Genomic DNA, 23,816 nt, shown 5'->3' with positions numbered 1-23,816 from the left:
GCGACTACTATCCTGCAAAGTATCGAAACGGCGCCGGTTGCACCTCTCGTCGCTGCGCGTAACGTCCATAAGTCCTTCGACCGACTCGAGGTATTGAAAGGCATCCACCTCGATGTCTCTCCCGGCGAGGTCGTCGTCATTCTCGGGCCGTCTGGCTCCGGCAAGTCGACATTCCTGCGCTGCATCAATCATCTCGAGGCGATCAACAAGGGGTCGATCTTCGTGGACGGCGAGCAGATCGGCTACCGCCTGAAGAACGACCGGCTGGAAAAGCTGTCGAGCAACGCCATTGCCCGGCAGCGGCGCAAGATCGGCATGGTCTTCCAGCAGTTCAACCTCTATCCGCACATGACCGTGTTGCAGAACATCATCGAGGCGCCAGTCGGCATACACGGCGAGAGCCGGAAGGCAGCAACCGACAATGCGATGCTGCTTCTCGATCGCGTCGGACTGACGGCAAAGGCCGGCAGCTATCCGCGGCATCTCTCGGGCGGCCAGCAGCAACGTGTCGCGATCGTGCGCGCGCTGGCGATAAAGCCGAAGCTTATGCTGTTCGACGAACCGACCTCGGCGCTCGATCCGGAACTGGTGGGGGAGGTGCTTTCAACCATGCGCGACCTGGCGAGCCAGGGCCTGACGATGATCGTCGTTACCCACGAGATCGGTTTTGCGCGCGAGGCCGCCGACCGCGTCGTCTTCATGGATGGCGGCCACATCGTGGAGCAGGGACGTCCGGAAGATGTCCTCGGAAAACCTCAGCATCCGCGCACGCAGGCCTTCCTGTCCCGCTTCATCTGAAGCCAGCGCCTGACCCGCCCCAGACGCTGCGCTTCGCTAAAGGAGCGCAGCCCATTCCCTTAGCCTGAACTCTGGATCATCCGATGACACGCGACAATGCCTATGCCCGTATCTCCGACTTCGATGCGATCAAGAACGACCTCATTGAAACGCGGCATCACCTGCATGCCCATCCGGAACTTTCGTTCGAAGAGATCGAAACCGCGCGCTTCGTGGCGGACAAGCTTGAAGGCTGGGGGTATGAAGTCGCCCGCAATGTTGGTGGACATGGCGTGGTGGCGCGCCTCAAGGTCGGATCCGGCTCGAAAAGCGTCGCCATCCGCGCGGATATGGACGCTCTACCGATCACGGAAGAGACTGGCCTCGCCTATGCGAGCACTGTCCCCGGTCGAATGCATGCCTGTGGGCACGACGGGCACACGACCATGCTTCTTGGCGCAGCGGAATATCTTGCCAGGACCCGCCGGTTCGACGGGACGGTCAACTTGATCTTCCAGCCGGCCGAAGAGGCAGGTGTGGGAAGTGGCGCGCAGGCGATGATCGCTGACGGTCTGTTCGAACGCTTTCCCAGCGACGCGATCTTCGGCCTGCACAATCATCCCGGCGCACCTGCCGGACATTGGCTGATGCGGTCCGGCCCGCTGATGGCGGCTGCCGATACTGTGAAGATCAGCATCACAGGAAGGGGCGGCCACGCCTCCCGTCCGCATTTGACGGTCGATCCGGTGGTTATCGCCTGCACACTCGTTGTTTCGCTGCAGTCCATCGTTTCGCGCAATGTCGACCCCACCCAGACTGCTGTGATCACGGTTGGCGCAATCCATGCCGGCGAGGCATCGAACGTCATCCCAAACACCGCGACGCTGTCGTTGAGCGTTCGTTCCTTCGAGCCGACGATACGCGCGCTCCTCGAACAGCGTATTCATGCGATGACGCAGGCGGTGGCAGAGGGGCACGGCGCGACTGCTGAGGTCTTGTTCGAGCACGGCTATCCCGTGGTCGTCAATTCGGATGCAGAGACGGCGTTTGCTCGGAGCGTCGCGGAAGAACTCTTTGGAATCGAAAACGTCTCCACCTGCCACCTCATCCCCGGTAGTGAGGATTTCGCCTACTTTCTGGAGCAACGTCCAGGCAGCTTCCTACGCCTCGGCAACGGGGTCGATTCGCAGATTCTGCACAGCTCGAAATACAACTTTGCCGACGAGAGTCTCACCGTCGGGGCGGCGATGTGGGCGAGGCTCGCGGAAAAATTTCTTCGTTAAGATGTTGATTTGCACTGATGGCTTGGATGCCCATCCCACCGGCATCGCAGTGTGCCAAGATGGTGATGCCTTACGTCACCAACACAGGAGGAGGCATCCATGGAGGAAATTAGCACCGTCGGCGTCGACCTTGCAAAGCAGATTTTTCAAGTTCACGGCGCAACAGCCGATGGCCGGGTTTTGTTTCGCGAGAAACTGTCGCGATCGCAGTTTCCCGAGATTTATGGCCGGACTTCGGCCGTGTTTGGTTGCCATGGAGGCGTGTGTTACGGCGCATTATTGGGGGCGAGAGTTTGCGAGCATGGGCCATGACGTTCGGCTCATCCCCCAAGTCTATGTGAAGCGAGAAGAGGGCGTCGTGCATCTGGTGGCGCAACGGATGTTCGATCTGGCCAGCGATCTGGCGAGTCTGGGCGAGCGGGATTGTTTCCGGTTGCCGTCAAGACGGGGCAACGAGTTCGCCCGGCCGCCCGGATAGCCGCGAGCGGCCGCCGATGGGCGTCAAGGCGCGTGAAATTATATCCCTGACCTGCACATCGACACGCTGAAAGTGAAGAGCCGGAATTTTCAGTAAATCCGCAGATGTAGGGTGCAGTTAGCCTGCCAGTTCATAGGCAGGCTAATCGACTCGTCAAGGATCAGAGTAAGCTGACGTTCTCGGCCTTGGACTTTCCGGTCTTGCGATCCTGCCCCACCTCGAAGCTGACTTTGTCACCTTCGCTCACCGACCCGCCTTGCTGCAAAGCAGACACGTGCACGAAGACATCCGCTCCGCCAGTCTCCGGTGTGATGAAACCAAATCCCTTGTCATCATCGAAAAATTTAAAAGTACCGGTGGGCATGACAGTTCCTCTTCAAATCCCGCAACCATTTGACTCTGCGACAGGCTTTTTATAGTGCGATTGCTTGCTCAACAACCGCGCCCATGTGCAACTGGTCCTGTCTGACGCCCTCGACACGGATGGTCCGAGCTACCGGGTCATCAGTCGTCGGGTCTGGAGGTTTGTCGATCTGGCCCGTCGCCTCGACTTCCTGCTTGCAGGCTTTGGTTGGTGCAAGATGCCACCCTATCTGGTCGAGCCATACATTGCGGCAGGTCGGCTCAAAATATTGGACATCGCTACAGGAAGTCTGTCGCAGGACGGAACGCTACAAGTCTATGCGGCTCATATTCGCAACCGGCCTCTGGGGCGCGCAGGAAGCTGGTTGCTCCACGATCTTCAACGCCGATTGATGACATAGAACATGCAGAGCTCGCCATGAGGATTGCTGAGAGTAGCCCCGAAATATGACCGGTTTCAAGCTCCTGTTGTTCTAAACTATTGGAAGCTGGCGACATCAGCATCAGTCAATGATGATCCTGCTTGACTTGGTCCGCTTACGCCATGAGCCTGCCATGAAACCATACGGAGGGAGTGAAGGCATGGTTCAGTCGATCGTCGAATTGCGGAATATCGTCGGCACGGAAGCCGCAGTTGGTTGGGCCGGAGGCCATACCATCGTGGTCGATAGGCCCGAAGGCAAGGCCGGTGGTTCGGGCCTCGGCTTCAACGGCGGGCAGCTACTCGCTTTGGCGGTCGGAGGTTGCTACTGTAACGACCTCCGATATGTAGCCCATGATCTCGGCGTCGAGATCGGAGAGATAGTCGTAACCGTACAGCTGGAACTGGACGGTGTGCCTCTTATCGCCACCAGCGCCGTCCTTTCCGTGAAATGCACGACATTGGACGGGTCCGACCCGAAACCCTTGATCGATAAAGCCTGGTCGATCTGCACTGTAGCGAATTCTCTCAATCGTGGCGTCCAGACCATGCTGAAAATGGTCTGATTGCTGGAACGGAGTGATCCGCTTATTTCGAAGATGCTGATCGTGGATGGAAGGCCGCATAGCGGACCATAGTACCTTGACGGAGTGGTTGCTGAGCTTGCAAACGGCGTCATCCAGTAACCGCTCGGCGAGCAGGAAAAATGCTCTCGGCGGCGCCCTTCTTCGTCTCCTCGAAAGTAACAGCTTTCTTAGGTCATTACCTGAATGTATGTCGGCTTCGCGCAATCTACGCACAGTATCGCCTTCGGATGCCAGTCGTGGGGACTTGGCTAAAATGGGGCAATCCATGAACATGAAGAAATATTCAGCCGAGGCGATTGGCACATTCTGGTTGACGTTTGGCGGCTGCGGGAGCGCTGTGATCGCTGCGGGCCTGCCCAATGTCGGCATTGGATACCTTGGGGTTTCATTGTCCTTCGGCCTGACAGTCGTAACAATGGCCTACGCGATCGGCCATATCTCGGGGTGCCACCTTAATCCGGCCGTGACGGTAGGATTGGCCGCAGGTGGTCGTTTCCCCGCCAACCAGATTGTACCGTACATCGCAGCGCAGGTCATCGGCGGCGTCATCGGAGCTGCTGTTCTCTATGTCATCGCCAGCGGCAAGGCCGGTTTCGACGTCACCGGTGGGTTCGCTTCGAATGGCTACGGAGAGCATTCTCCTGGGCAATATTCCATGCTCGCCTGCCTGGTGGCGGAATTCGTGCTGACGGCAGTGTTCCTGTTCATCATCATGGGGGCCACGCACGGCAAAGCGCCCGCTGGCTTCGCGCCACTGGCAATCGGTCTTGGTTTGACGCTCATCCACCTGATCAGCATCGACGTGACCAACACATCGGTCAATCCGGCCCGCAGCACCGGCGTGGCTCTATTTGCAGGCGGATGGGCGTTGCAGCAGTTGTGGCTGTTCTGGATCGCGCCGATCGCTGGCGGTATCGTCGGTGGTGTGACCTATCGCTGGCTGAGTTCAGAGCCAAGCGGCCAGATCGTTGGCTCTGCGCCCGCCAAGTGACTGCGACAGATAGTCTGGCCGGGCGCGACTCTACTTCCGTAGAAACCGCCGACTGTACATGGCCCAACTTTTGCGCAGCCCCTCCCAACGAGGGGCTTCTCTCTCTCGCCAGGCTGCGACTCTTTCATAGGGAGCCGCTCGAACCTATTGGTCGCCGTAAAGACCAGTCGGCATCCCGCCTAGGTCCTGGCGGCGGAGCCGGAAGCCGAGAAGTCGCCTAGGCGAACGATATTGCTCGCGGATTCGGAAGGGGAGCCAAACAGGCTGTACCCATCCCGGCCCCTACGTTTTGTTTCGTAAAGCGCACGGTCTGCATTTTCTAAGAGAGTCTCCGGGCTAATTCGACTCCCTTCCAACGAAACAATCCCGATGCTCACTGTGAGGCTTAGCTGAAGGGTTTGCCATGTAGCGGTCGTGGCCTTTACTGCGCTCACGATCCGTTTGGCGATTGCTGTCGCCTCCACTGCCGTTGTGCCCGGCAGAAGCAGACTGAATTCATCCCCGCCGAGCCGGGCGAACAGATCGCCTTTTCGCAACTGCCTGGTGATTACTGCGGCAGCGTGCTTGAGTGCCGCGTCGCCCGCGGCGTGGCCATGTTTGTCATTGATGGCCTTGAACCGGTCGAGGTCGAACAGCAGCAGACTGAAACTGACGCCGTCCTGTTCTCCGCAAATCCCATTCAGGCGGGTCATGAACATCCGGCGATTTGCGATCCCCGTCAGCTCATCCTCATTTGCCAGCTGCTCGACCTTCGCTTGCAGCCGGTCGAAAGCGCATATGAGAAACCCGAAGTTCCAGATGACGGCGGCAAACAAAAAAACGAGAAGATCGATCGATGCCGCCTGATAAAGCTGGAGGTCAGGGTTCAGGCCAGTGACGATAAGCACGTTACCGCAAGCGATGACGCAGTGGGACAACCCGCCCATGGCCATGGCTGTGCTGGCAACGATCGCCCCCAGGTCTCGGCGGGAGCGTCGCATCAGGTAGATTGCTGTCAATGCTAGCGGGATTGACTGAGCCAATGTGTAAACCGGATTGCGGCCATACCAGAGGTGGAACGTGGCGAGCATCAGGAAAATGCTGCCGGCTAGCAAGGATAATGCGTGGATCCAATTCGCCTTGTCGCCGTGCAAGCACCGCGCGCCACACCAGTTCAGGTAAAAGCCGAGAATAATGAAGCCATTGCCTGCGACAGTGTTCAGCATCAAGCCGCTTTCGCCCTGAAGCGAAAGCGCAACCCCGCCAACGACGCTCGCGGCACTGCCGGCAAGCCAATACCTCGCGGCCTGAAGATCCCTGTAACGATAGGCAATCAAGCTCCAGATCAGGCAGTGCGACAGGTTGAGAAGCAGGACAACGACATACAGCGTGAAAAAATCCGGCACTCGGCTCCCCTTTTTCAAGACACCGCAACAGCTATTCATCCTCGATAAAAACCGCGTGAATATTTTATGATGCATTTGAGCGAAGGTCGTCCTTCGCGGGATTGGCGAATTGGAAGGCGCTGCGAGGTGCCTACTTCGCGCGGATTGGGTGAAACCCAGACGTTTTGGGTTTTCCTCTAAGACCGCCGATCGCAGCCGGGCCGGAATATTGGGGCTGCGGTTGTCGAGTAGATTGGTGCAACCCTGAACGAATGGTCTCAACAGTTGCCGCGGGACTATGGTGTTGGTCGAAAATACTCACTGCGGCGCCGTCGGCCGCTCCAGTTCCAGCACGTCAGCTTGGGACAGAAGCTGTCGGCCAAGTTCACGGCATTGTTGCGCCGTAAGCGAAAGTTGGACAGAGGTAGGCGTTTCCCCATCTTGCCTGAAGTCGAGCTTCACCACGGCCAGGATACCGAGAACATTGACCGTGCGGAAACCCAACAGGGGCGTATTCTGCACTTCACCGGTCTTGTCGAAAAGCAGGTCCATCCAGGTCTCCTTGGCGCCGCATTATTGTGCGCCACTTATAAAGGCACTGTATCCATATGGCCGCACGTCGAGAGACCAGAATGAACAGTACCCGAATGGACTGGGATATTCCTAGTTGCGCTGGGTGAGATAAATTTGCGGAATAGTAATTTCGCGGCGGCACTTGTGCGAGACGAAGACCGGCTGATCAAGCTGTGTCTCGTCGAGGGAGGAAACGTGGCTCGCCACGCATGCTGTCGAGGGTAGCCTTCAGTTCTGAAACGCTGTCCCGTGTCTGTCCGCGTTCGCGCAGAAGCGTGCAGATCTGATCGGCTGGGAGAGCCTTCGAGTACAGATAACCCTGACCGAGGACACAGCCCCGCTCAAGGAGGAGCTCGGCCTGTTCGAGCGTCTCGATACCCTCGACGACGACCTTGATGCCAAGGCGTTTGGCGATGTGGAGGATACCCTCGACGATACTCGTTCCGGGATCGTTAGGTCCGAGAAGATCGGTGAAAGACTTATCGATCTTGATAATGTCGACTGGCACGGTGATCAGATGGGTAAGAGACGCAAAACCCGTTCCGAAGTCATCGAGGGCAATACGCAAGCCTGCGGCGCGCAAAGACGCGATTTTTTTGGCGACACGTCGATCGCGGTCACCGAGATAGACGGACTCCGTTACTTCCAGCACGGCATGGTGTAGCGGCACCCCCTCACGCTTGAACGCGTCCTCAAGGCTCTCGGGCAAATCCGTGCATGAGAAATCCGCGGCAGACAGGTTGATGCCTACATGCTGAAACGGTATGCCAAGTCTTAGCCACTCGCCCACATCGCGAGCGATGCACTCGATCATGCGTCGCGTTAGTGCGGCCGCGACCTGAGCATCCTTGGTCGCTTCAAAAAATTCGGCGGCCGGCACGATCGTTCCGTCCATGGCGCGCATACGGGCCAAAGCCTCCACACCAACAATCTCTGTGGTGTCAATGCGAACGATCGGCTGGTACCAGGCTTCTATCCTGTCATCTTTTAGTGCGGCAGCCACCTTGTGGATCGCTTCCGAACGTCTGGAGATCGCTGTCGTCAGATCGGCGTCGTAAATGAGCACGCCTCCGCGGTTCTCTTCCTTGGCATGGTAGAGGGCGATGTCGGCATTTTGCCGAACCTGGGCAACGCTGAGGCCGGCGAGCGCGAGGGCGATACCGATGGTGACGGTCGGGAATGCAGTATGCTCGCCGCAGACTGCCGGTACGCTGACGCTCTGACCGATACGTTCAGCGAGCTTAACCAGATCGTCACTTGCTCCTTCATTGAGAATGACAGCAAATTCGTCGCCACCAATACGGTAGGCTACAGAGGGTGCTGCTGCGTCAGCAATGCGTAACGCGACGGCCGCAATAAGGTCGTCCCCAGCCGAATGACCGAACGTGTCGTTGACGGTCTTGAGGTTATCGATGTCGATCAGCAAGAGCGACCAACCCGATGCAGGTAGGGTTTCGAGGTCCTTGTTGTATTTGGCGCGATTGGTTAGCCCGGTCAGGGCGTCGGTGTAGGCGAGACGTTCCCGCTCGAGTACCCGTTCGTGACGCTCCAGAGCGATCATGCACAGCGGCAAGCACCCTTCCACCACACTTTGCTCGAAGGCTGTTGGTCCGCGAGTCTCATCGAAATAAAGCGCAAATGTCGCAAGAACCTGGCCCTTGCTGCCGAAGATTGGGCTGGAAAAGCAGGCTTTCAGGCCTGCAGCCCGCGCGAGATGTTTGGAAGCGGACCACCTCGGATCGCTCTCGATATCATCTACCACGACAACGCGCCGCAGGTATGCGGCTGTCCCACATGATCCTGCAGCCGGCCCGATCGCAATGCCATCCAGGGCCGCCGAATAGTCATCTGGTAAACTCGGAGCCACGAAAGGATGGAGCAGACCGCGGATATCGAGGGTCAGGATTGATGCGCGTGTTCCTGGCAACAGTCTTTCGAGCTCGAAGCATAGCGTCTCGAGCGTTGTATGGAGATCGTCGCCTTGGGCGACCATTTTTAGAATACTGTTTTGAACTTCTATCAACATGGCCGCTCCTTCACCACTAGGCGTAGCATCGCCGGATGCCCGCGGCGTTAACCGAACCGGTAATCTGGAGGCATGCTGAATCGCTGGTTTTACCTAAGCCGCGAGTAATCTCATTTTCGAACAACGTTTTCGGAAAAGTCCCGGTCGCCTGAAGCGATGAACGCTTAAGGCGACCTCACGTAAAGGTGCGTCCGAGTCAACGATTAAGCAGCGTTGCCAGAGAAGGCCCCGGAGATATTGCCTGTCATTCGGCTCACCGGCGATGGAACAGGCCGGTGGTTCGCACCTGCCGACTTGACGGAAGAATTGGGACGCTGCGGAGAATCTAGCTGAAACTGCGAGATCAACTGATTGAGACGTCCAGCCTCCTCGGCGAGAGTGGCGCTTGCTGCATTGCTTTCTTCGACCATAGCTGCGTTTTGCTGAGTGACCTGGTCCATCTGGTTGACGGCCGTATTGACTTCGGCAAGACCCACAGACTGCTCGCGGGCCGAAGTGGCGATGGAGTCCATGTGCTGATTGATGGTGACGATATAGCCTTCGATGGTTTTCAAGGCTTCACCGGTTTCGCTGACCAGCTTGACACCGCTCTGAACCTCGACGGACGAATTCCGGATCAGATCCTTGATCTCCTTAGCGGCCTTGGCAGAACGCTGGGCGAGTTCACGCACCTCCTGCGCGACCACCGCAAAGCCCTTGCCCGCCTCACCCGCACGCGCCGCCTCGACGCCCGCGTTCAAAGCCAGAAGGTTGGTCTGGAAAGCGATCTCGTCGATGACGCCGATGATGTTGGAAATCTCGTTCGAAGACTGCTCGATTTTGTGCATGGCGTCGACGGCATTGGAGACAACTTTTTCCGATTGCGCGGCGCTGCTATTGGCCTGGACAGCAACTGAACGGGCTTCCTCGGTACGCTTGGATGAGTTAGCGACGTTGACCGTAATCTGGTCAAGGGCAGCGGCGGTTTCCTCGAGGGAAGCCGCTTGCTGTTCCGTTCTTCGCGACAGGTCGTCAGAGCTCGTGCTGATTTCGCTCGATCCGGAGAGAATGCCGGACGCTGCGACAGACACGGCGTTCAAGGTGTCCTGCAGCTTGGCAGCTGTCTCGTTGAAATCGGAACGGAGGGCTGCAGTCTTTGCAGAGAATTCCGCGGTGATGCGATGGGTCAGGTTCCCGTGGGCAAGTTCGGCAAGAGCTTCGGCCAGAGCACTGACAGTCACCTGATCGCTCGCGGCTTCCTTTTCCATCCGCTCCTGCAAGAGAATTTGGTCGTTGATATTGGTGAGAGATCCACAGGCTCTGATCGTCTTTCCGTCCGCTTGGTGGGCGCACCCGCCTGTTGCCCGGAACCACTGGTACGAACCGTCGCGCATTTTCAGGCGATAATTGACGCTGTACCTGGACTTGCCAGTCTTGTCTTCGAGGTGCTTTCCAAAGGCGGCAAAGGTCGGTGCAACATCATCAGGATGAAGCTTGTCCGACCACGACTGGACAACGTTGGGGAACGATTGCACGTCACTATAGCCAATCAAACGACGGAATTCCGCCGACCATGTCCAAAGGCTTTCCGCGTGAAGCGCGTCGCCATTATGCAACACGGCCTCCCACAGGCCAATCCCACAGGCTTCATCCAACAGGTTCGAACGCTCCAGAACCGCGTCGAGCTTGTGTTGGAGTTCCGCAATCCGTTTGCTTTTCGCGCCGCTGAACATGTGATCCCCACTCTATGCTAAAAGAAGAGTTAGGTTATCAAGTAGAAATTTAGATATAATGAATTCGTGCGTCTACCCGCAGGAGTGCAGGGATATTGTCGGCTTCTTCCGCCAAATGGGTTTGGATCGCAGCCGAATGAGAACCTTAAAATAGCATGGGTTTGGATGTGGGTAGCGGATGCAAGATCTCTATTGGCTTGCACGGAACATTAACTCCGCCATCTTTGCGTCATCGGCCTTAGCCCCCGCTTCGTCACCTGCCTGACGCCGCGCGGCGGCGCGGAAGCCGTAAAGGCCTGCATCGTCAGGCGTCAATATCAGAGCGGCGTCGTAGTCACGGAGCGCTCGAGCCACGTCCCCTTGGTGGCAAACGCGAGACCGCGATTGGTCAGCGCGTGCACCGAATTCGGCTCGACCGATAGCGCCTGGTTCAGATCGGCCATGGCCCGGTCGGATTGTCCGAGCCAACTCCGGATGGACGCACGGGTGACGAAAACCCGCTTGCAAGGGATCCAGACGGATAGCTTCATCAAGATCGTTCAGCGCGGCTGAAAGATCGCGGCCGTAGAGAAGGTTTGCTTGCCGCGCCGCCAGTAGCCGCAAGGGTCTTGTCGCAAAGTTGGGGTTTGGCCGCAGTTCACCCCGAATGGGGTGGGCTTCACGCTTTATTAACTTTTTGAAGTCCGAAGAGGCGCGCGAGCAGATCGTTCTGATCATTGACGGTCCACTCACCCGTGAAGCCGAAGCCCTTCTTCAGCCAGAGCATCGCTTCGAAACCTGCAATCGTTCTGCGCGCCGAGCTGAAAGATTGGAATCCGCCGATCTTCGGCATGTTCTTTTTCACTCGAAAGTGGTCGCTCTCGATGCCTTGCTGTAGATGCTTGGTAACATAGTGAACCGGATCCGGGTGCAGGTGCCCATCATCGACTGCCGCCTTGATCGTTGAGGGGAAGGTGCTGGCGCCGTCGGTGCCGATCTTCCCCGGCGAGAGGAGCGGCTCGTCCTTGAGCATCTTTCGAAAGAATCGCTTCGCGGCATCAAGGTCGCGCTTTGCGGTGAGCAGGAAGTCGATCGGGTTTCCATGCTTGTCGATGGCACGGTACAGGTAACGCCACTTGCCGCGGATCTTGACGTAGGTTTCATCGATCCGGATCGAGCCACAATGCGGGCGACGAAACTGACGTAGCCGTTTCTCGATTAGTGGTGCATAGGCGAGAACCCAGCGATTGATTGTACTGTGATCGACCTCAAAACCGCGTTCTCGGAACATCTCTTCCAAGTCTCGGTAGCTGAGCGGATAGCGCAGATACCAGGTCACTGCCTGCACGATGAGCCATGCCTCGAAATGCCGCCCTTTGAAATCGTCCTTCGACTGGCGCTTTAGCTTCTCAGCGATGGCATTCAGAATCATGGCACGCTCCACAACATCGGAAGCGGGAATTTCTCCGGCGATCGTCAACATGCAGTTAACCCAGAAAGTTTGCGACACGCCCACCTTTCATCGCCAATCCAGATCTCCCTGAGCGTTTCCGAAGGGATGCGGAACTCAACAAGCCCGACCCGTCTACTTTCTACGGTGAAGGACCGCGCGGGTACACCGATTACCCCGCTCTCAGCCAATAAGCACAAACCTGGAAAGGAAAAGATATGTCTCCCCATTTTACACCGGACTCCGCTGCGCTCGTGCTATAGATCATCAAGTTGGAACGGTTCAACTGGTCAAGAACATCATGCCGGATACAGCGGTCCGCAACGCCGTGCTTCTTGGCCAGGCAGCGCTGGCATATGGAATGCCGATCGTTCTGACATCCAGTCAGGAGGATCACATCCAGGGGCCGTTGCACCCGGCTATCCAGCAAGCGATGCCCGACGCTTATGCCAAAAGAGTAAAGCGAAGCGGGATCGTCAACGCCTGGACGGACCCTAATTTTGTCAAGGCAATCGAGGCCACCGGACGCCGTCAGCTTATCATGGCCGCCGTCACGACCGATATATGTCTCGTTTTTCCCGCCATATCGGCCGTGGAGGCAAGCTATGAGGTGCAGGCGGTGATGGACGCCTCCGGCACGGATACCGAAATCGGCGAGGATATGTCTCGACGCCGCATGGAACGTTCCGGCGTTTGGCTAACCTCGACAAACACCATGGTCGCGGAACTTGTTCAGGACTGGAGCACCCCGCAGGGCGGTCCACTGGTTAAAGCGATGACCGCTATTTCGCCGATGCTGCCTGTCGAATGGGCAAAGCCATGAAGACGGACGGAGCAGGGCCCGGAATTGCGGGATTTCGGAGCGAAATAGTATCCATAAACGGCGTGAAGTTGCATGCCTTGATCGGTGGCAACCCCGATGGTCAGCCGGTTATCCTCTGGCACGGCTTTTTATCCACCAGTCATGCTTGGCGGGAGGTCGCGCCGTCACTTGCAGACGCCGGTATGGCAGTGCTTGTTCCCGACATGCGTGGCTATGGCGACAGCGATAAACCGCCAGGCGTGGCAGGGTACGATGCCCGCGCACTGTCTGAGGAAATGCGGGCGCTTGTCGCCAAGATCGGTTTTGGCGGTGGTAGGCCAGTCATCCTCGCTGCCCACGACATGGGCGCCTTGCCGGCTCTGATCTGGGCCGCCGATTATCCACAGGAGGTTTCCGGGCTTCTCTATATCGAAGCCCCGGTCATGCTTGGAGATATGCTGCGTAAAGTGTTCTCCTACACCCCGCAGGCGATGACGCGGGGGTCCATGTGGTGGTGGATCCTGCCGCTGGCACCGGGCGTTCCCGAACGCCTGATCGTCGGCAACGAACGCGCATTCCTCGGGTGGTTTTACGAGGGCGGTGCGACAGTGCAGAAGCACGTTTTTTCGCCCGAAGTCGTGGACGAATATCTTCGGACGTTTTCCGGGCAGGAAGGGGTGCTTGGCAGCCTGGGCATCTATCGCGCGGCGTTCACCAGCATCGAGCAGACCGAACCGCTGATGGCCGCCAAGATAACGCCGCCCGTTATGGCCATGGGCGGCGAAAAAGGGCTGGGCGCCAAGGTCGGCGAGGCTGTTCGCCTTGTGGCGCAAAACGTCGAAGCGTCCGTCGAGACGAACTGCGGGCACTTCATGCCGGAGGAAGCGCCAAAGGCCGTCATAGACCGCATATTGGAAATGGCTGCCCGGATCCGCAATTAAACACGCAAACCCAAGGAGATTGATATGTCAGCAACTTCGATTCCTGCCGACGACCAGAACCGCAATCTCACTGTTTCCAATCCTGATGGCGCGGATGTGCGCCATGTTTCGGTGGTTGGAGATACCTATACGATCCTTGTCTCCGGGCAAGACACAAACGGCCGATATTGCTTGATCGACATGCTCGTTCCCGACGGGAGCGGCCCGCCGCCCCACCGTCACGACTTCGAGGAAATGTTCACCCTTCTCGAGGGCGAACTCGAATTCACATTTCACGGCGAGACGCAGACTGTCAGAGCACCTGTGAGCGTTAACATTCCCGCGAATGCACCGCACGTATTCAAGAACATCTCTGGTAGCACCGTCCACATGTTGTGCATGTGTACCCCGGCCGGTCAGGATGAATTCTTCATGGCGGTGGGAGTCCCGGTAGAAAGCCGCGACGCACCTCCACCTAAACTCAACCCGGAAGAGCAGGCCGCTAAGGGTAAGCTCGCGAAAGAGCTCTCGCCCAAATATCGTACCGAATTGCTCGTCTGAGACGCCGCGCGATGAAACTCTACTGGGGTCCCCACACGTGCGCGATTGGAATCCATGTCTTGCTGGAGGAAATCGGCAAGCCTTACGAAACCGAGCAGATCGATGTGGGGGGTGGCGCAACCAGAGCGCCACCCTTCCTGGAGATTAATCCGAAAGGCAAAGTTCCAACGCTCGTGCGCGACGACGGGTCGGTTTTGACGGAATTCGGCGCAATCGCGACTTGGCTGGCGCGCACCAATCCAGATGCCGGGCTTGTTCCGAGTGATCCAGACACCGAATCTCGAATGGTCGAGATTCTGGATTATGTGGAGGGTACAATCCACGGCCAGGGCTATGGACGCATATTCGTGCCACAAGCGTTTGAACCGCAGGATATGCTGCACGGAACATTTGGGCTAGGAAATGCTTCGGTAAAACGTCAGGGCTTGCAAGTCGTCGAAACCGCGTTTGCAATACTTGATCCGCAACTCGGCCGCCATGACTACGCAGTCGGTGACCGGTTCACCCTGGCCGACGCAGCGTTGTTTTACGTCGAGCGATGGGCCGCGCCAAATGGGATTACACTGTCGGTAAACGTACAGACTCACTTGCAGCGGCTTGTCGCCCGCCCTTCTGTTCGAAAAGTTCAAAGCTTGTGGAACGAGCGCTAGTTGCACATCTCAATAACTACGCATCGACACTGCCGAATCAACGCGACACGGCTTTACCAAATTCCTCATAGCTCGGGACAGCATCACTAACCCAAGCGACGAAGCCATCTGGTCGCACGAGCACCGCAGACAAGCCCAATCGCCTCGTCAAGCGCGGAGGTGAGCTTATCATCTTTCCGAATCTGCAAGCCATTCTCGCGGCAAGATGCGACAAAGCGATATCCGCTTAGCTTCGCCAGCCGCCGATCTTAAGGCATCTCAAATAGCGCCCGAGGAATTTGAGGTATCTTTTTTGTCGTTCCAAGTGGTGTAAAGGCTCATCCCTTCTCACCGGCGATGGCGTTGCCCCTGGTCGTTTCGACACGTCTAATGGATTTGGCAGCCAGTGCGGCGAGGGTAAGCGCCAATTGACGCTGATGGTCCGTGGCGAGAGCATCTACGCCCAGGATTACTATGCATCTAAAATCCCGGCTGAAGTTCAGGCCTCGCCCTGCACCTGCCGGCGAATATCGTCAGCGAGTGGATGCAACGCCTCGGAGGGTAACGAGCCTACAAGACTATAACCCATCCCGTTCGATGCCCAGGCCCAGCCGTCTACCTTGCCTTGAGAATGGGGCGTCATCGTCCGAGTCTGGTCCACGGCCATCGGTCTCGTCAACATGACAAGGCGCGTGCCCTGGTCATTGTCATACATCAGCATTAAGCCGGCACCATGAGGCGTGGAGACCACTCGGCCGCCCATCAGCCGGTATCCGGATTTGGACAGGTCCGGCAGGACAGGCTTCTGCCCCATTCGTTCCGTCGCCCAGTCTACCAGCTCGACCATATTGTCGGCCCGGAGCTCCACCGGTCTGGTCCGATCTGCCGCATAGGTGGCGAAACTGTCAGAGGCTTCCCGGGCGAGGGCGACCACACCTTCGGTTGGGGGGAGCGTCATATCGCGCATGTACCAGCCGCCGGATCCGCCAGCGAACAGAAGCACGACGGCTGCCGCGGCAAGCCGCCAAGTGGAGACCCTGTTTTTCCGACGCGTGTCAATCATGTGATTGAGATTGAGCCTGATCGGGATCGGCTCGTCAGCAATTGGATCGAGGGCGCGGTGAAGAATTGTGCGCTGTGCGTTATAGGACGCTGTCCGGCTGGCGACATCAGGATGCTTTTCGAGATATGCGGAAACTTCGTCCCCACGTGCAGCGTCGAGCCGCCCGTCGATATAGGCGTGCAGATCGTCTTCGGTGATTGGCCTGTCTGTCATTTCACTCTCCGCAGATGCGAGCCCGGTCTAGCGCCCCTGGCGGGATTTTCCAAGATCTGCCGCAGGCGCTCACGTGCGCGCGACAGTCGCGACATCACGGTTCCGATCGGAATTGCCAGGACTTCGGCGACCTGGGCGTAACTAAGGTCTTCGACCGATACCAGCAGCAGCACGCTTCGCTGTTCCTCCGGCAGTTGCTGGATCGCCGAGGAGACATCGGCTCTTGCAAGATCGTCCTCCTGTGTCGGGGGTTGTGACATCAGATCTTCCGCGATGTCTTCTATGCCGACATGCCGGCCGTGCCGGGCGGCCTGCCGCAGTCGGTTGACCGCAAGATTATGCAGGATTGTGAAGACCCAGGTGCGAGCGTCATCATTGCGGCGCCGCTGCCAATGAGAGATCACCCGTTCAAGGCAGTCCTGCACAAGATCGTCAGCGGCGACCGTGTCGTGAACGAGACTACGGGCATAGCGTCGCAATGCCGGGATCATCGGCTCGACCTGAGAGAGAAGATCATCCATCCGTATTCAGCTTCCTGTGGGGTGGCCCGCCCCGATCGGGCGGGCCACTTTCACTTAATCTGCCTGAACCTGAACGATTTCGCCTGGCTTTCCATCGGCCGAGGTGGCGACGACGAGATAGCGCTTTTCGTCCTTGTGCTTGGCTTCGACGATCTGCCGGATCGGACCGACGGCGTTGACAATAGCCGAACCAGCCGGATTGGTCATGAAGGCCGCGAGGCTCTGGAACTCGCCACTACCGTCTGGTTTATCGGCGAGAGCAAGGATGTAGGGCTTTTTGGGATCCAAACCGGCAACCGCAGCCTGGACGACCTGCGTCAGCCCCTGATTGAACAGGGTCACGCTCGTTGTCTGCTTCTTGTTCTTGTCTCCCTTGGTTGCAAGCTTGAGATGGGCAGCATCACCCGCGGCACCGAGGGGCACGAGATTCTGCATGCCATCGCCTTCGGGCACGGCGTTCGGAACATAGGCTACGGCCTGCGGCGCCTGGCCGATCGGGATGTTGGCGATAACCTTGTTGGTCAAAGTATCGATGACAGCGAACTGGTCGGCGTTTTCAAGCCCGACATAAACGCGCGTGCCATCGCCTGACGGCCAGATACCGTGCGGCAGGTTGCCGACTGGGATAGTGGCGACCTGCTCGAAGTTGTCGGTGCGAAACACCTTCACTTCGTTGAGGCCACCAACCGTCACATAAGCAAAGCTGCCGTTCTTGTTGACGACGAGGTTGACGTGGTTGGTGATCGGGCCGGTGTCCAGCGTCTTGATGAGGTCAAAGGGTGCCTCGGCATTGAAGACCTGCGTCTTGCCGACATCCTTCAGCGTAAACCAGACCTGCTTGCCATCAGCCGAAGCCGCGATGTTCGGGCAGAACGGGCTCGCCTGTTTCACATGGCCAACGATCTGATGGTCTGCGACGGTGACCACAGCGACATCCGGATTGAAGGATGAGCAAATATAGCCATACTTGCCATCCGGCGAGAATATCTGCATGCCCGGACCGGAAGCAACCTTGATGCGGGTCTTTTCTTCGAAAGTATTCGCATCAATGACTGAGATATAGTCCTCGCCACGCACCGTCACCCAGACTTCTTTGCCGTCAGGCGTAAAGAAGGCCTCGTGCGGGGAACGGCCGACATAGGTCGTGTGCTTCACGGCATTGGTCGCCGTATCGATAAAGGTGACCGAATTTGAACCAATCGACACGATGGCGAGCGTCTTGTGATCCGGGGAGAACCCCATGCCGTGGACGAGGACCTGGCCCTTGTAAAGGGGGCTCAGGTTGCCGGGCTGGGGATCGCCGAGCTTGATGACACCAAGCAGTTTGTTGTCGACCGGATCGGAGACCGACACCGTATTGGAGAACTGCTCGGCCGCATAGACGCGGTCCTTGTGGCTGATCGGAATGTCCGGATCGGAGGCAAGGCCAGGCGCCTGGCCCGCAAAGGCTGCCACGGGGGCAAGCACGGTGCTTGCCAGAAGTGCAAGGATCTTCAGGTTGGTTCTCATGTCTCGGTCCTTTTCAATTGGCCGGTTTCATCATCATCATCTGCATGGCCGGGGCCTTCGATGACGTCTCTTGGTCGGAGTTCTGTGCTGCCTTCGTCTCTTTGGGATCGACCTGCGTCGGCGCCGCGTCGAAGGCCGGGAGCGGATCGCCAAGCGCCAAGCGCATGGCGGCGATTTCCTGCTGTTGATCGACGATGATCTCCTGGGCGATCCGCTTGAGCTGCTCGTTGTTGCCGTAGCGCAAATAGGCAACGGCCATGTCGATGGCGCCCTGGTGATGCGGGAGCATCATCTCGACGAAATCGCGATTGACATCGCCTGTCGGCTTGACCGCCATGTCGTTCATCATTTTTACCATGGCTGCGTCGTTTTCCTGCAGGAACGGTGCTTCGCCGGTGGTGCCGGAAGCGGTTTCGTGATGATGGGCTGGTGCATCCTGGGCAAACGCCGATACCGAGACGATGGCGAGCAGCGATGTGGTGACAAGAATACGGGTACTGCGAAAGAAGGCGGTCATTGTTATCTCCTGATCGCTCTCGAAGAGTTCAGAGGGGTAGACATCGCCGACAGCGGATTATTCCGGTCAATCTGAAATTTTTCTGGATGCTGCACCGGATCGCGGCATCCCGCAGTATCAGGACGGGTCCATCGTTCCAAAGGCGGCAACGAGTGTGACTGCGATCACACCAAGCAAGAGCTCGAAGGTCGCACCGGCCTGCAGCGCCGTTTCCGCAAACCGCTGCCTTTTCCGCAAGAGGGGAACGAAAACATATCGATTGACGACGGCTGTAAGCGTCATGATCACAACAAGCCCGATCTTGATGAGCAGCTGTGTTTGATAAGGCGACTGCAAGTTTGTCGGTAGATGTCCCAGGATGAGCAGGCTATTGGCTACCCCACTCAAGATTGCAAGTCCGACGGCGACGTGGCCCAGTGTCGAGAATCGGGACAACGCCACCACTGCGTGAGGCCGCTGAGGAATGTCATGCGTCGCCGCCATAATAAATACGAAAGCGACAAGACCGCCGAGCCATGCTCCGGCGGAAAGAATATGGACGATGTCGATGCTGGCATGTAGAGCGCGCTGAAGGCCGGTCGTCATCGCCGCATGCCCTGTGAGGGAAAGGCTCGCCAAGCAGCAGCCGGCCAGAACGGCCACAAGAGCATGGCGGCGGGGCTGAAGCCAACGGCCCAGTCCAAGCAGTAACGAACCCCCGGCAAGAATATCCCATACCCGCCCACCGCTCGTCAGCGTGAGAAACGACCAGAGCGTTTGCGGGTCGACGGTGGCGCGCCAATCATCGGTCACGACCGCGATCTGCGCAGGAAGGATGGCCAGGAGCCCCACGACCAGCATCATTATGCAAATTACGGAGATGCCCCATACGCGCCGCGCGAGTACGGGTCGTAGCGGTGGCGGAGTGATGGTGGACAAGAATCCTGTACACCCCCAGAGCACCATGAGAGCCGTGTCGATAACAACACGGCCGAAGATCCAAAGCCCTAGCGGATCAATCAAGGCTTGACCGTGAAGCTGTAGCTACCGTCGGTCTTGTGACCGTCAGCCGAAAGAGCATGCCATTTGACGGTGTAATCGCCGGGCTTGAGCGTTGACTGCAGAGGAATGTTGAGGGTGTGGTCTCCGTTCGACAGCTGCGCCTTGCCCTGCTGCGCCGGCGAACCTGAAGCGTCCAGCAGATCGGCGCCGGAAAAGGCAAGGTTCAGACCCTCTGTGAAATCTAGGGTCAACGCCGTCGGCGCGGTCGACACGATCGCCTTGTCGGCGGCGGGGTTTGCGCTCTTGAGATGGGCATGCGCGAATGCTGGGCTGGCGGCAAAAAGGCCACCGACGCCGGCGAACGCGAGGAGAACAGAAGTATGTTTCATTCGAGATGTCCTTCGATGCATGGAGTGATTTCCAGCGATGTGGACATCCGGGACGCGCGTTTATTCCATCTAACTACGAAAATTGCGGGCGATAATGTCGCGGCGGTACGCAGAAAATACGGGCGGCTGGAATAATTCGAAGCCTGCGATGTTCACTCATGCAGACGGCTCAACCGAGCCACCATGCGACATTGGTGATGGACATGAAACTCAACAGACGACTTCTTATCCTGGCAGCCGGCGTCGGTGCTGTCGGACTTCGTGTCCGTTTGGCGGCAAGCTCCGGTACTGCGAGGGCAGCCGGGACTTTTCCCGTAAGCCACAGATGAGGCGTGGCGCAAGCTCCTCACCGGGGACCAATATTCGATCCTGCGGAAAGAGGGGACCGAATACGTCAGCGTGTTCGCGATAGCAATTGCCGTGCTCGGCTTTTATCAGACCTCATGTGCCGCTGAAGACGCCTGGGTTATTCCCGCACCAGCGCAAGACGAAACAGTGAATGATACGTCCGAGACGGCCATTCTCGCCGGAGGATGCTACTGGGGTGTGCAGGCGTGTTCCAGCACGTCAAGGGCGTGACTCGTCATCCCGGGGAAAAATGGCCGAGCGGTATTGTGTTCCATGATCCGCCAACAAAGTTGACAAAACGGGTCGTGCTCGGTCCGCTTCAAGACCGGCACATTGCCGCAAGCGTCAACGCCGCCTTGCTGGCGTGGCGTTCCTTATGGCGTAGCAGCCGGAAATTTCGAACCGGAAGATCGAAGGCCGCTTTAACGAGCAAGCCTTGTTGCAAATAAAGGCCGGCCGCAACGCTCGAAATCGCTGCCGCGCAATCGCCAGAACGGACGGCCGACAACACAGCCTCGTTGGAGGGAAGCGTCAGTGCGATCTGCAGGTCGCTGTGTGATCCACCCGATTGGTCGATCGCATTCTCGAATTCCGACCGCGTGCCGGATCCCTCCTCTCGCATCACCCACATGCTCCCGGCGACGAGGTCCTGCGTGGACAAGGTTCGCCCGTCGGCCCAAGGGTGACTGGCGCCAACAACGACAACCAAGGCATCCTGCGAGACCACCTGCGAAGACAGCACAGGGGCATCCAGTTCGCCTTCGACGAATCCAAGCTCCGCCTGCCCCTGGATCACGGCATCGGAAACCGTTCGCGTGTTGCCGATCGCCAGATCGAGTTCGATACCTGGATAATCGCGATGGAAGCGCATCAGAATGGGTGGAAGCCAGTAGCTTGCGATCGTCTGGCTGACGCAAAGCGTAAGGCGCCCGCGCTGCAGACCGCCGAGTTCCGAAAGTATCAGCTCGGCGGAATGCACGCGTGCCAGCGTCGCCCTGGCTTCGTCGAGAAATGTCCGGCCGGTATGCGTGAGCTCGATACGACGTCCCACGCGGTGAAAGAGCTCCACACTGTAATACGCCTCGAGATTCTTGATAGCTGTGCTGACAGCAGAAGGCGTGAGATGGATAGCGTCTGCAGCATTGGTCAGATGTTCGCGCTCCGCGACGGCGACGAAAATTGCAAGCTGCTCAAAGGTCATCAGTGAATCATTCTATTTCATCTAACAAAACGTAGGATAATATTCGATAGATGTCGATGATTGTAGGTGAGACATTCTGCCGTCAGGAAACACCAGCCCGATCGGCAGTACAGAAATGACCCACCTCCAACGCATCTCCCCCATCATCCCAGGCTTGACTCTCTGCACCGCTGTCGCGATCGCCGCATTTGCCGGCGAACGGGCAGAGATGATCCTGTGCGGCCGCAAGTGGATCGAGAGTCTGGTGCTGGCGATCGCTCTAGGGATCGCGGTCTGCACGATCCGGCCGCTGCCAAGTTCCTACCACCCCGGCATCAATTTCAGCGCAAAGATCCTGCTCGAGATCGCCATTGTCCTGCTTGGAGCATCTATCAGCCTCGCCGCCATCCGTGGTGCCGGTGTTGCGCTGATCGCCGGCATTGCGGTCGTCGTCGTCCTGTCGATCGCAGTCAGCTACATGGTAGGTCGCCTGCTTGGACTGCCACCGAAACTAGCAACGTTGATCGCCTGCGGCAATTCCATCTGCGGGAATTCAGCAATTGTCGCCGTTGCGCCGGTCATCGAGGCAGGCTCGGAGGAGATAGCAGCAGCGCTATCGTTTACCGCTGTGCTCGGCGTGCTCGCCGTATTCCTGCTGCCGATGCTTTACTTCGATGCCGGGATGAGTACATCGCAATATGGCGTGCTTGCAGGTCTTTCGGTCTATGCCGTGCCACAGGTTCTGGCTGCAACGGCACCGGTCGGCGTCCTAGCTGTCCAGACCGGTACTCTGGTCAAGTTGGTCCGCGTCCTGATGCTCGGCCCGGTCATCTTCGTGCTCGGTATCCTGGTAAAAGTGGAGAACGAAGGGGAAGACATCGGGACCAGCCACCGTCATTCGCTGGTTGACCTGCCACTGAGAATTTCCTCCAGAATGGATTAGAGTCCGGCCTATTAAGGGACGGACGAATGAAGAAGCAGAGATTTACGGAAGAGCAGATTATCGGTGTGCTGAAGGAGCAGGAGGCTGGCGCGAAGGCGGCCGACCTCTGCCGCAAGCACGGGATTTCAGAAGCGACGTTTTATAACTGGAAAGCCAAATATGGCGGCATGGAAGTGTCCGAGGCGAAGCGGCTGAAGGCGCTTGAGGACGAGAATACCAGGCTGAAGAAGCTGTTGGCCGAACAGATGCTTGATGCAGCCGCGCTCCGCGAGCTTCTTGCAAAAAAATGGTAGGGCCTGCCGCCAAGCGTGAAGCCGTCACGCATCTGAAGGCCGTCATGGGTCTTTCGGAACGGCGGGCCTGCCAGATCGTATCCGCCGACCGCAAGACGATCCGTTATCGGTCCAATCGACCGCCGGAGGTCGATCTGCGAGCGAAGCTGCGTGACCTCGCTAATGAGCGACGGCGTTTCGGCTACCGGCGGCTATTCATCCTGCTTCGGCGAGACGGAGAGCCGTCCGGGGTCAATCGCATATACCGTCTTTATCGCGAGGAAGGGCTTTCCGTTCGCAAGCGAAAGGCCCGTCGGCGTGCTGTCGGCACGCGTGCGCCGATCCTGGTCGAAGCGAAGGCCAATGCCCGCTGGTCGCTGGATTTCGTCCACGACCAGTTTGCCTGCGGTAGACGCTTCCGGGTGCTAAACGTTGTCGATGATGTGACGCGCGAATGCCTGGCGGCAATCCCCGACACGTCGATCTCCGGTCGCCGTGTTGCTCGGGAACTGACGACGCTGATCGAACGACGCGGCAAGCCTGACATGATTGTCTCCGACAACGGCACCGAATTCACCTCGAATGCCATTCTTGCCTGGTCGAAAGATCACAAGGTCGAGTGGCACTACATCGCGCCGGGAAAGCCAATGCAGAACGGTTATGTCGAGAGTTTCAACGGTCGCATGCGCGACGAATTGCTCAACGAGAGCCTCTTCTTCGGCCTCGATCATGCCCGCAGCGCCATCGCTGAATGGGCTGACGATTATAACCATTTCCGGCCGCACTCATCGCTCGGATATCAGACCCCGGCAGACTATGCCGGGACCATCGCCGCAACCGGCTCCAACGCTGCGCAAGATGAAAGCTTCGCGTTTCCGCCGGTTGCTCACACCGCGCCATTTGGCGTATTCAAAGCCGCCGAGGCTCTAACCGCCGCTGGATGAAAGTTCAGTGGCAGGTCACC

Annotated in this window: 24 protein-coding genes and 3 pseudogenes; 12 read left to right on the top strand and 15 right to left on the bottom strand. The window is 58.0% G+C overall.

Features of this window, described 5'->3' with window-relative positions:
• Positions 1-21: 21 nt before the first annotated feature.
• From AC1DNK_RS25250 to AC1DNK_RS25235, 4 genes and pseudogenes are all read left to right on the top strand, one after another.
• A complete protein-coding gene (locus AC1DNK_RS25250; protein ID WP_477943957.1) occupies positions 22-798 on the top strand; it encodes an amino acid ABC transporter ATP-binding protein in 777 nt (258 codons plus the stop codon).
• Positions 799-881: 83 nt separating this feature from the next.
• A complete protein-coding gene (locus tag AC1DNK_RS25245) occupies positions 882-2,060 on the top strand; it encodes a M20 aminoacylase family protein (RefSeq protein ID WP_477943876.1) in 1,179 nt (392 codons plus the stop codon).
• Positions 2,061-2,159: 99 nt separating this feature from the next.
• Positions 2,160-2,403 (top strand): annotated as a pseudogene (locus AC1DNK_RS25240) (IS110 family transposase); the annotation flags it as partial.
• Positions 2,398-2,634, top strand: a pseudogene (locus AC1DNK_RS25235) (hypothetical protein); the annotation flags it as partial. The pseudogenes AC1DNK_RS25240 and AC1DNK_RS25235, both read left to right, overlap by 6 nt.
• A 64-nt stretch (positions 2,635-2,698) precedes the next feature.
• Here AC1DNK_RS25235 and AC1DNK_RS25230 read toward each other — a convergent pair.
• A complete protein-coding gene (locus tag AC1DNK_RS25230) occupies positions 2,699-2,902 on the bottom strand; it encodes a cold-shock protein (RefSeq protein WP_477943875.1) in 204 nt (67 codons plus the stop codon).
• Positions 2,903-3,483: 581 nt separating this feature from the next.
• On the opposite strand from AC1DNK_RS25230, the gene AC1DNK_RS25225 reads away from it, so the two are divergent.
• Both AC1DNK_RS25225 and aqpZ read left to right on the top strand, forming a co-directional pair.
• On the top strand, positions 3,484-3,888 hold the full coding sequence (locus tag AC1DNK_RS25225; RefSeq protein ID WP_477943874.1) for an OsmC family protein: 405 nt from the start codon (positions 3,484-3,486) through the stop codon (positions 3,886-3,888).
• A 286-nt stretch (positions 3,889-4,174) separates the two neighbouring features.
• A complete protein-coding gene (gene aqpZ, locus AC1DNK_RS25220; RefSeq protein WP_477943873.1) occupies positions 4,175-4,900 on the top strand; it encodes an aquaporin Z in 726 nt (241 codons plus the stop codon).
• Between the two features lie 179 nt (positions 4,901-5,079).
• Here aqpZ and AC1DNK_RS25215 read toward each other — a convergent pair whose 3' ends face one another.
• The 6 genes from AC1DNK_RS25215 to AC1DNK_RS25190 form a co-directional block, all read right to left on the bottom strand.
• Positions 5,080-6,285: a GGDEF domain-containing protein gene (locus tag AC1DNK_RS25215; RefSeq protein WP_477943872.1), complete on the bottom strand. Its 1,206-nt coding sequence runs from the start codon at positions 6,283-6,285 to the stop codon at positions 5,080-5,082.
• Between the two features lie 297 nt (positions 6,286-6,582).
• The gene (locus AC1DNK_RS25210; protein WP_477943871.1) at positions 6,583-6,816 is read right to left on the bottom strand and encodes a hypothetical protein; all 234 of its coding nucleotides are present in this window, start codon (positions 6,814-6,816) and stop codon (positions 6,583-6,585) included.
• A gap of 187 nt (positions 6,817-7,003) precedes the next feature.
• Entirely contained in the window at positions 7,004-8,863 is a 1,860-nt protein-coding gene (locus tag AC1DNK_RS25205) for a sensor domain-containing phosphodiesterase (RefSeq protein WP_477943870.1), read from the bottom strand.
• 203 nt (positions 8,864-9,066) lie between these two features.
• Positions 9,067-10,575: a PAS domain-containing methyl-accepting chemotaxis protein gene (locus AC1DNK_RS25200; protein ID WP_477943869.1), complete on the bottom strand. Its 1,509-nt coding sequence runs from the start codon at positions 10,573-10,575 to the stop codon at positions 9,067-9,069.
• Positions 10,576-10,892: 317 nt separating this feature from the next.
• Entirely contained in the window at positions 10,893-11,105 is a 213-nt protein-coding gene (locus AC1DNK_RS25195; protein WP_477943868.1) for a hypothetical protein, read from the bottom strand.
• A gap of 128 nt (positions 11,106-11,233) precedes the next feature.
• Positions 11,234-11,986 (bottom strand): IS6 family transposase, encoded by a 753-nt coding sequence (locus AC1DNK_RS25190; protein ID WP_477943956.1) that lies wholly within the window; start codon positions 11,984-11,986, stop codon positions 11,234-11,236.
• Positions 11,987-12,305: 319 nt separating this feature from the next.
• Here AC1DNK_RS25190 and AC1DNK_RS25185 point away from each other — a divergent pair, with 319 nt between their 5' ends.
• From AC1DNK_RS25185 to AC1DNK_RS25170, 4 genes are read left to right on the top strand one after another with little or no spacing between them, the layout of a single operon-like run.
• On the top strand, positions 12,306-12,827 hold the full coding sequence (locus AC1DNK_RS25185) for an isochorismatase family protein (RefSeq protein WP_477943867.1): 522 nt from the start codon (positions 12,306-12,308) through the stop codon (positions 12,825-12,827).
• Positions 12,824-13,747: an alpha/beta fold hydrolase gene (locus tag AC1DNK_RS25180; protein ID WP_477943866.1), complete on the top strand. Its 924-nt coding sequence runs from the start codon at positions 12,824-12,826 to the stop codon at positions 13,745-13,747. The genes AC1DNK_RS25185 and AC1DNK_RS25180 overlap by 4 nt, the downstream gene beginning before the upstream one ends.
• A gap of 24 nt (positions 13,748-13,771) precedes the next feature.
• Complete coding sequence (locus AC1DNK_RS25175) at positions 13,772-14,287, top strand: cupin domain-containing protein (protein ID WP_477943865.1); 516 nt, start codon at positions 13,772-13,774, stop codon at positions 14,285-14,287.
• A gap of 11 nt (positions 14,288-14,298) precedes the next feature.
• Positions 14,299-14,937 (top strand): glutathione S-transferase family protein, encoded by a 639-nt coding sequence (locus tag AC1DNK_RS25170; protein WP_477943864.1) that lies wholly within the window; start codon positions 14,299-14,301, stop codon positions 14,935-14,937.
• A gap of 37 nt (positions 14,938-14,974) precedes the next feature.
• Here AC1DNK_RS25170 and AC1DNK_RS25165 read toward each other — a convergent pair whose 3' ends face one another.
• From AC1DNK_RS25165 to AC1DNK_RS25130, 8 genes are all read right to left on the bottom strand, one after another.
• A complete protein-coding gene (locus AC1DNK_RS25165) occupies positions 14,975-15,109 on the bottom strand; it encodes an aromatic-ring hydroxylase C-terminal domain-containing protein (protein WP_477943955.1) in 135 nt (44 codons plus the stop codon).
• A gap of 306 nt (positions 15,110-15,415) precedes the next feature.
• A complete protein-coding gene (locus tag AC1DNK_RS25160; RefSeq protein WP_477943863.1) occupies positions 15,416-16,192 on the bottom strand; it encodes an anti-sigma factor family protein in 777 nt (258 codons plus the stop codon).
• Positions 16,189-16,713, bottom strand: coding sequence for a sigma-70 family RNA polymerase sigma factor (locus tag AC1DNK_RS25155; RefSeq protein WP_477943862.1), 525 nt, complete (start codon positions 16,711-16,713; stop codon positions 16,189-16,191). Before AC1DNK_RS25155 ends, AC1DNK_RS25160 begins: the two co-directional genes overlap by 4 nt.
• Before the next feature lie 54 nt (positions 16,714-16,767).
• Positions 16,768-18,222: a YncE family protein gene (locus tag AC1DNK_RS25150; RefSeq protein ID WP_477943861.1), complete on the bottom strand. Its 1,455-nt coding sequence runs from the start codon at positions 18,220-18,222 to the stop codon at positions 16,768-16,770.
• 13 nt (positions 18,223-18,235) lie between these two features.
• Entirely contained in the window at positions 18,236-18,739 is a 504-nt protein-coding gene (locus AC1DNK_RS25145) for a DUF305 domain-containing protein (RefSeq protein WP_477943860.1), read from the bottom strand.
• Between the two features lie 117 nt (positions 18,740-18,856).
• Positions 18,857-19,741: a copper homeostasis membrane protein CopD gene (gene copD, locus AC1DNK_RS25140; protein ID WP_477943859.1), complete on the bottom strand. Its 885-nt coding sequence runs from the start codon at positions 19,739-19,741 to the stop codon at positions 18,857-18,859.
• Positions 19,738-20,109, bottom strand: coding sequence for a copper homeostasis periplasmic binding protein CopC (copC, locus tag AC1DNK_RS25135; RefSeq protein ID WP_477943858.1), 372 nt, complete (start codon positions 20,107-20,109; stop codon positions 19,738-19,740). Before copC ends, copD begins: the two co-directional genes overlap by 4 nt.
• Before the next feature lie 667 nt (positions 20,110-20,776).
• Positions 20,777-21,658: a LysR substrate-binding domain-containing protein gene (locus AC1DNK_RS25130; RefSeq protein WP_477943857.1), complete on the bottom strand. Its 882-nt coding sequence runs from the start codon at positions 21,656-21,658 to the stop codon at positions 20,777-20,779.
• 115 nt (positions 21,659-21,773) lie between these two features.
• Between AC1DNK_RS25130 and AC1DNK_RS25125 the strand changes: the two are divergent.
• Positions 21,774-22,511: pseudogene (locus tag AC1DNK_RS25125) on the top strand (YeiH family protein); the annotation flags it as partial.
• Positions 22,512-22,606: 95 nt separating this feature from the next.
• Positions 22,607-23,796 (top strand): IS3 family transposase gene (locus AC1DNK_RS25120; RefSeq protein ID WP_477943856.1). Its coding sequence is split into 2 segments (ribosomal slippage): positions 22,607-22,859 and positions 22,859-23,796, totalling 1,191 coding nucleotides; the frame shifts between segments, so codons are not numbered across the junction.
• Positions 23,797-23,816 lie beyond the last annotated feature (20 nt).

The organism is Rhizobium sp. 01N424 (genome assembly GCF_056399485.1).
This window is presented reverse-complemented; position numbering and strand designations above follow the sequence as displayed.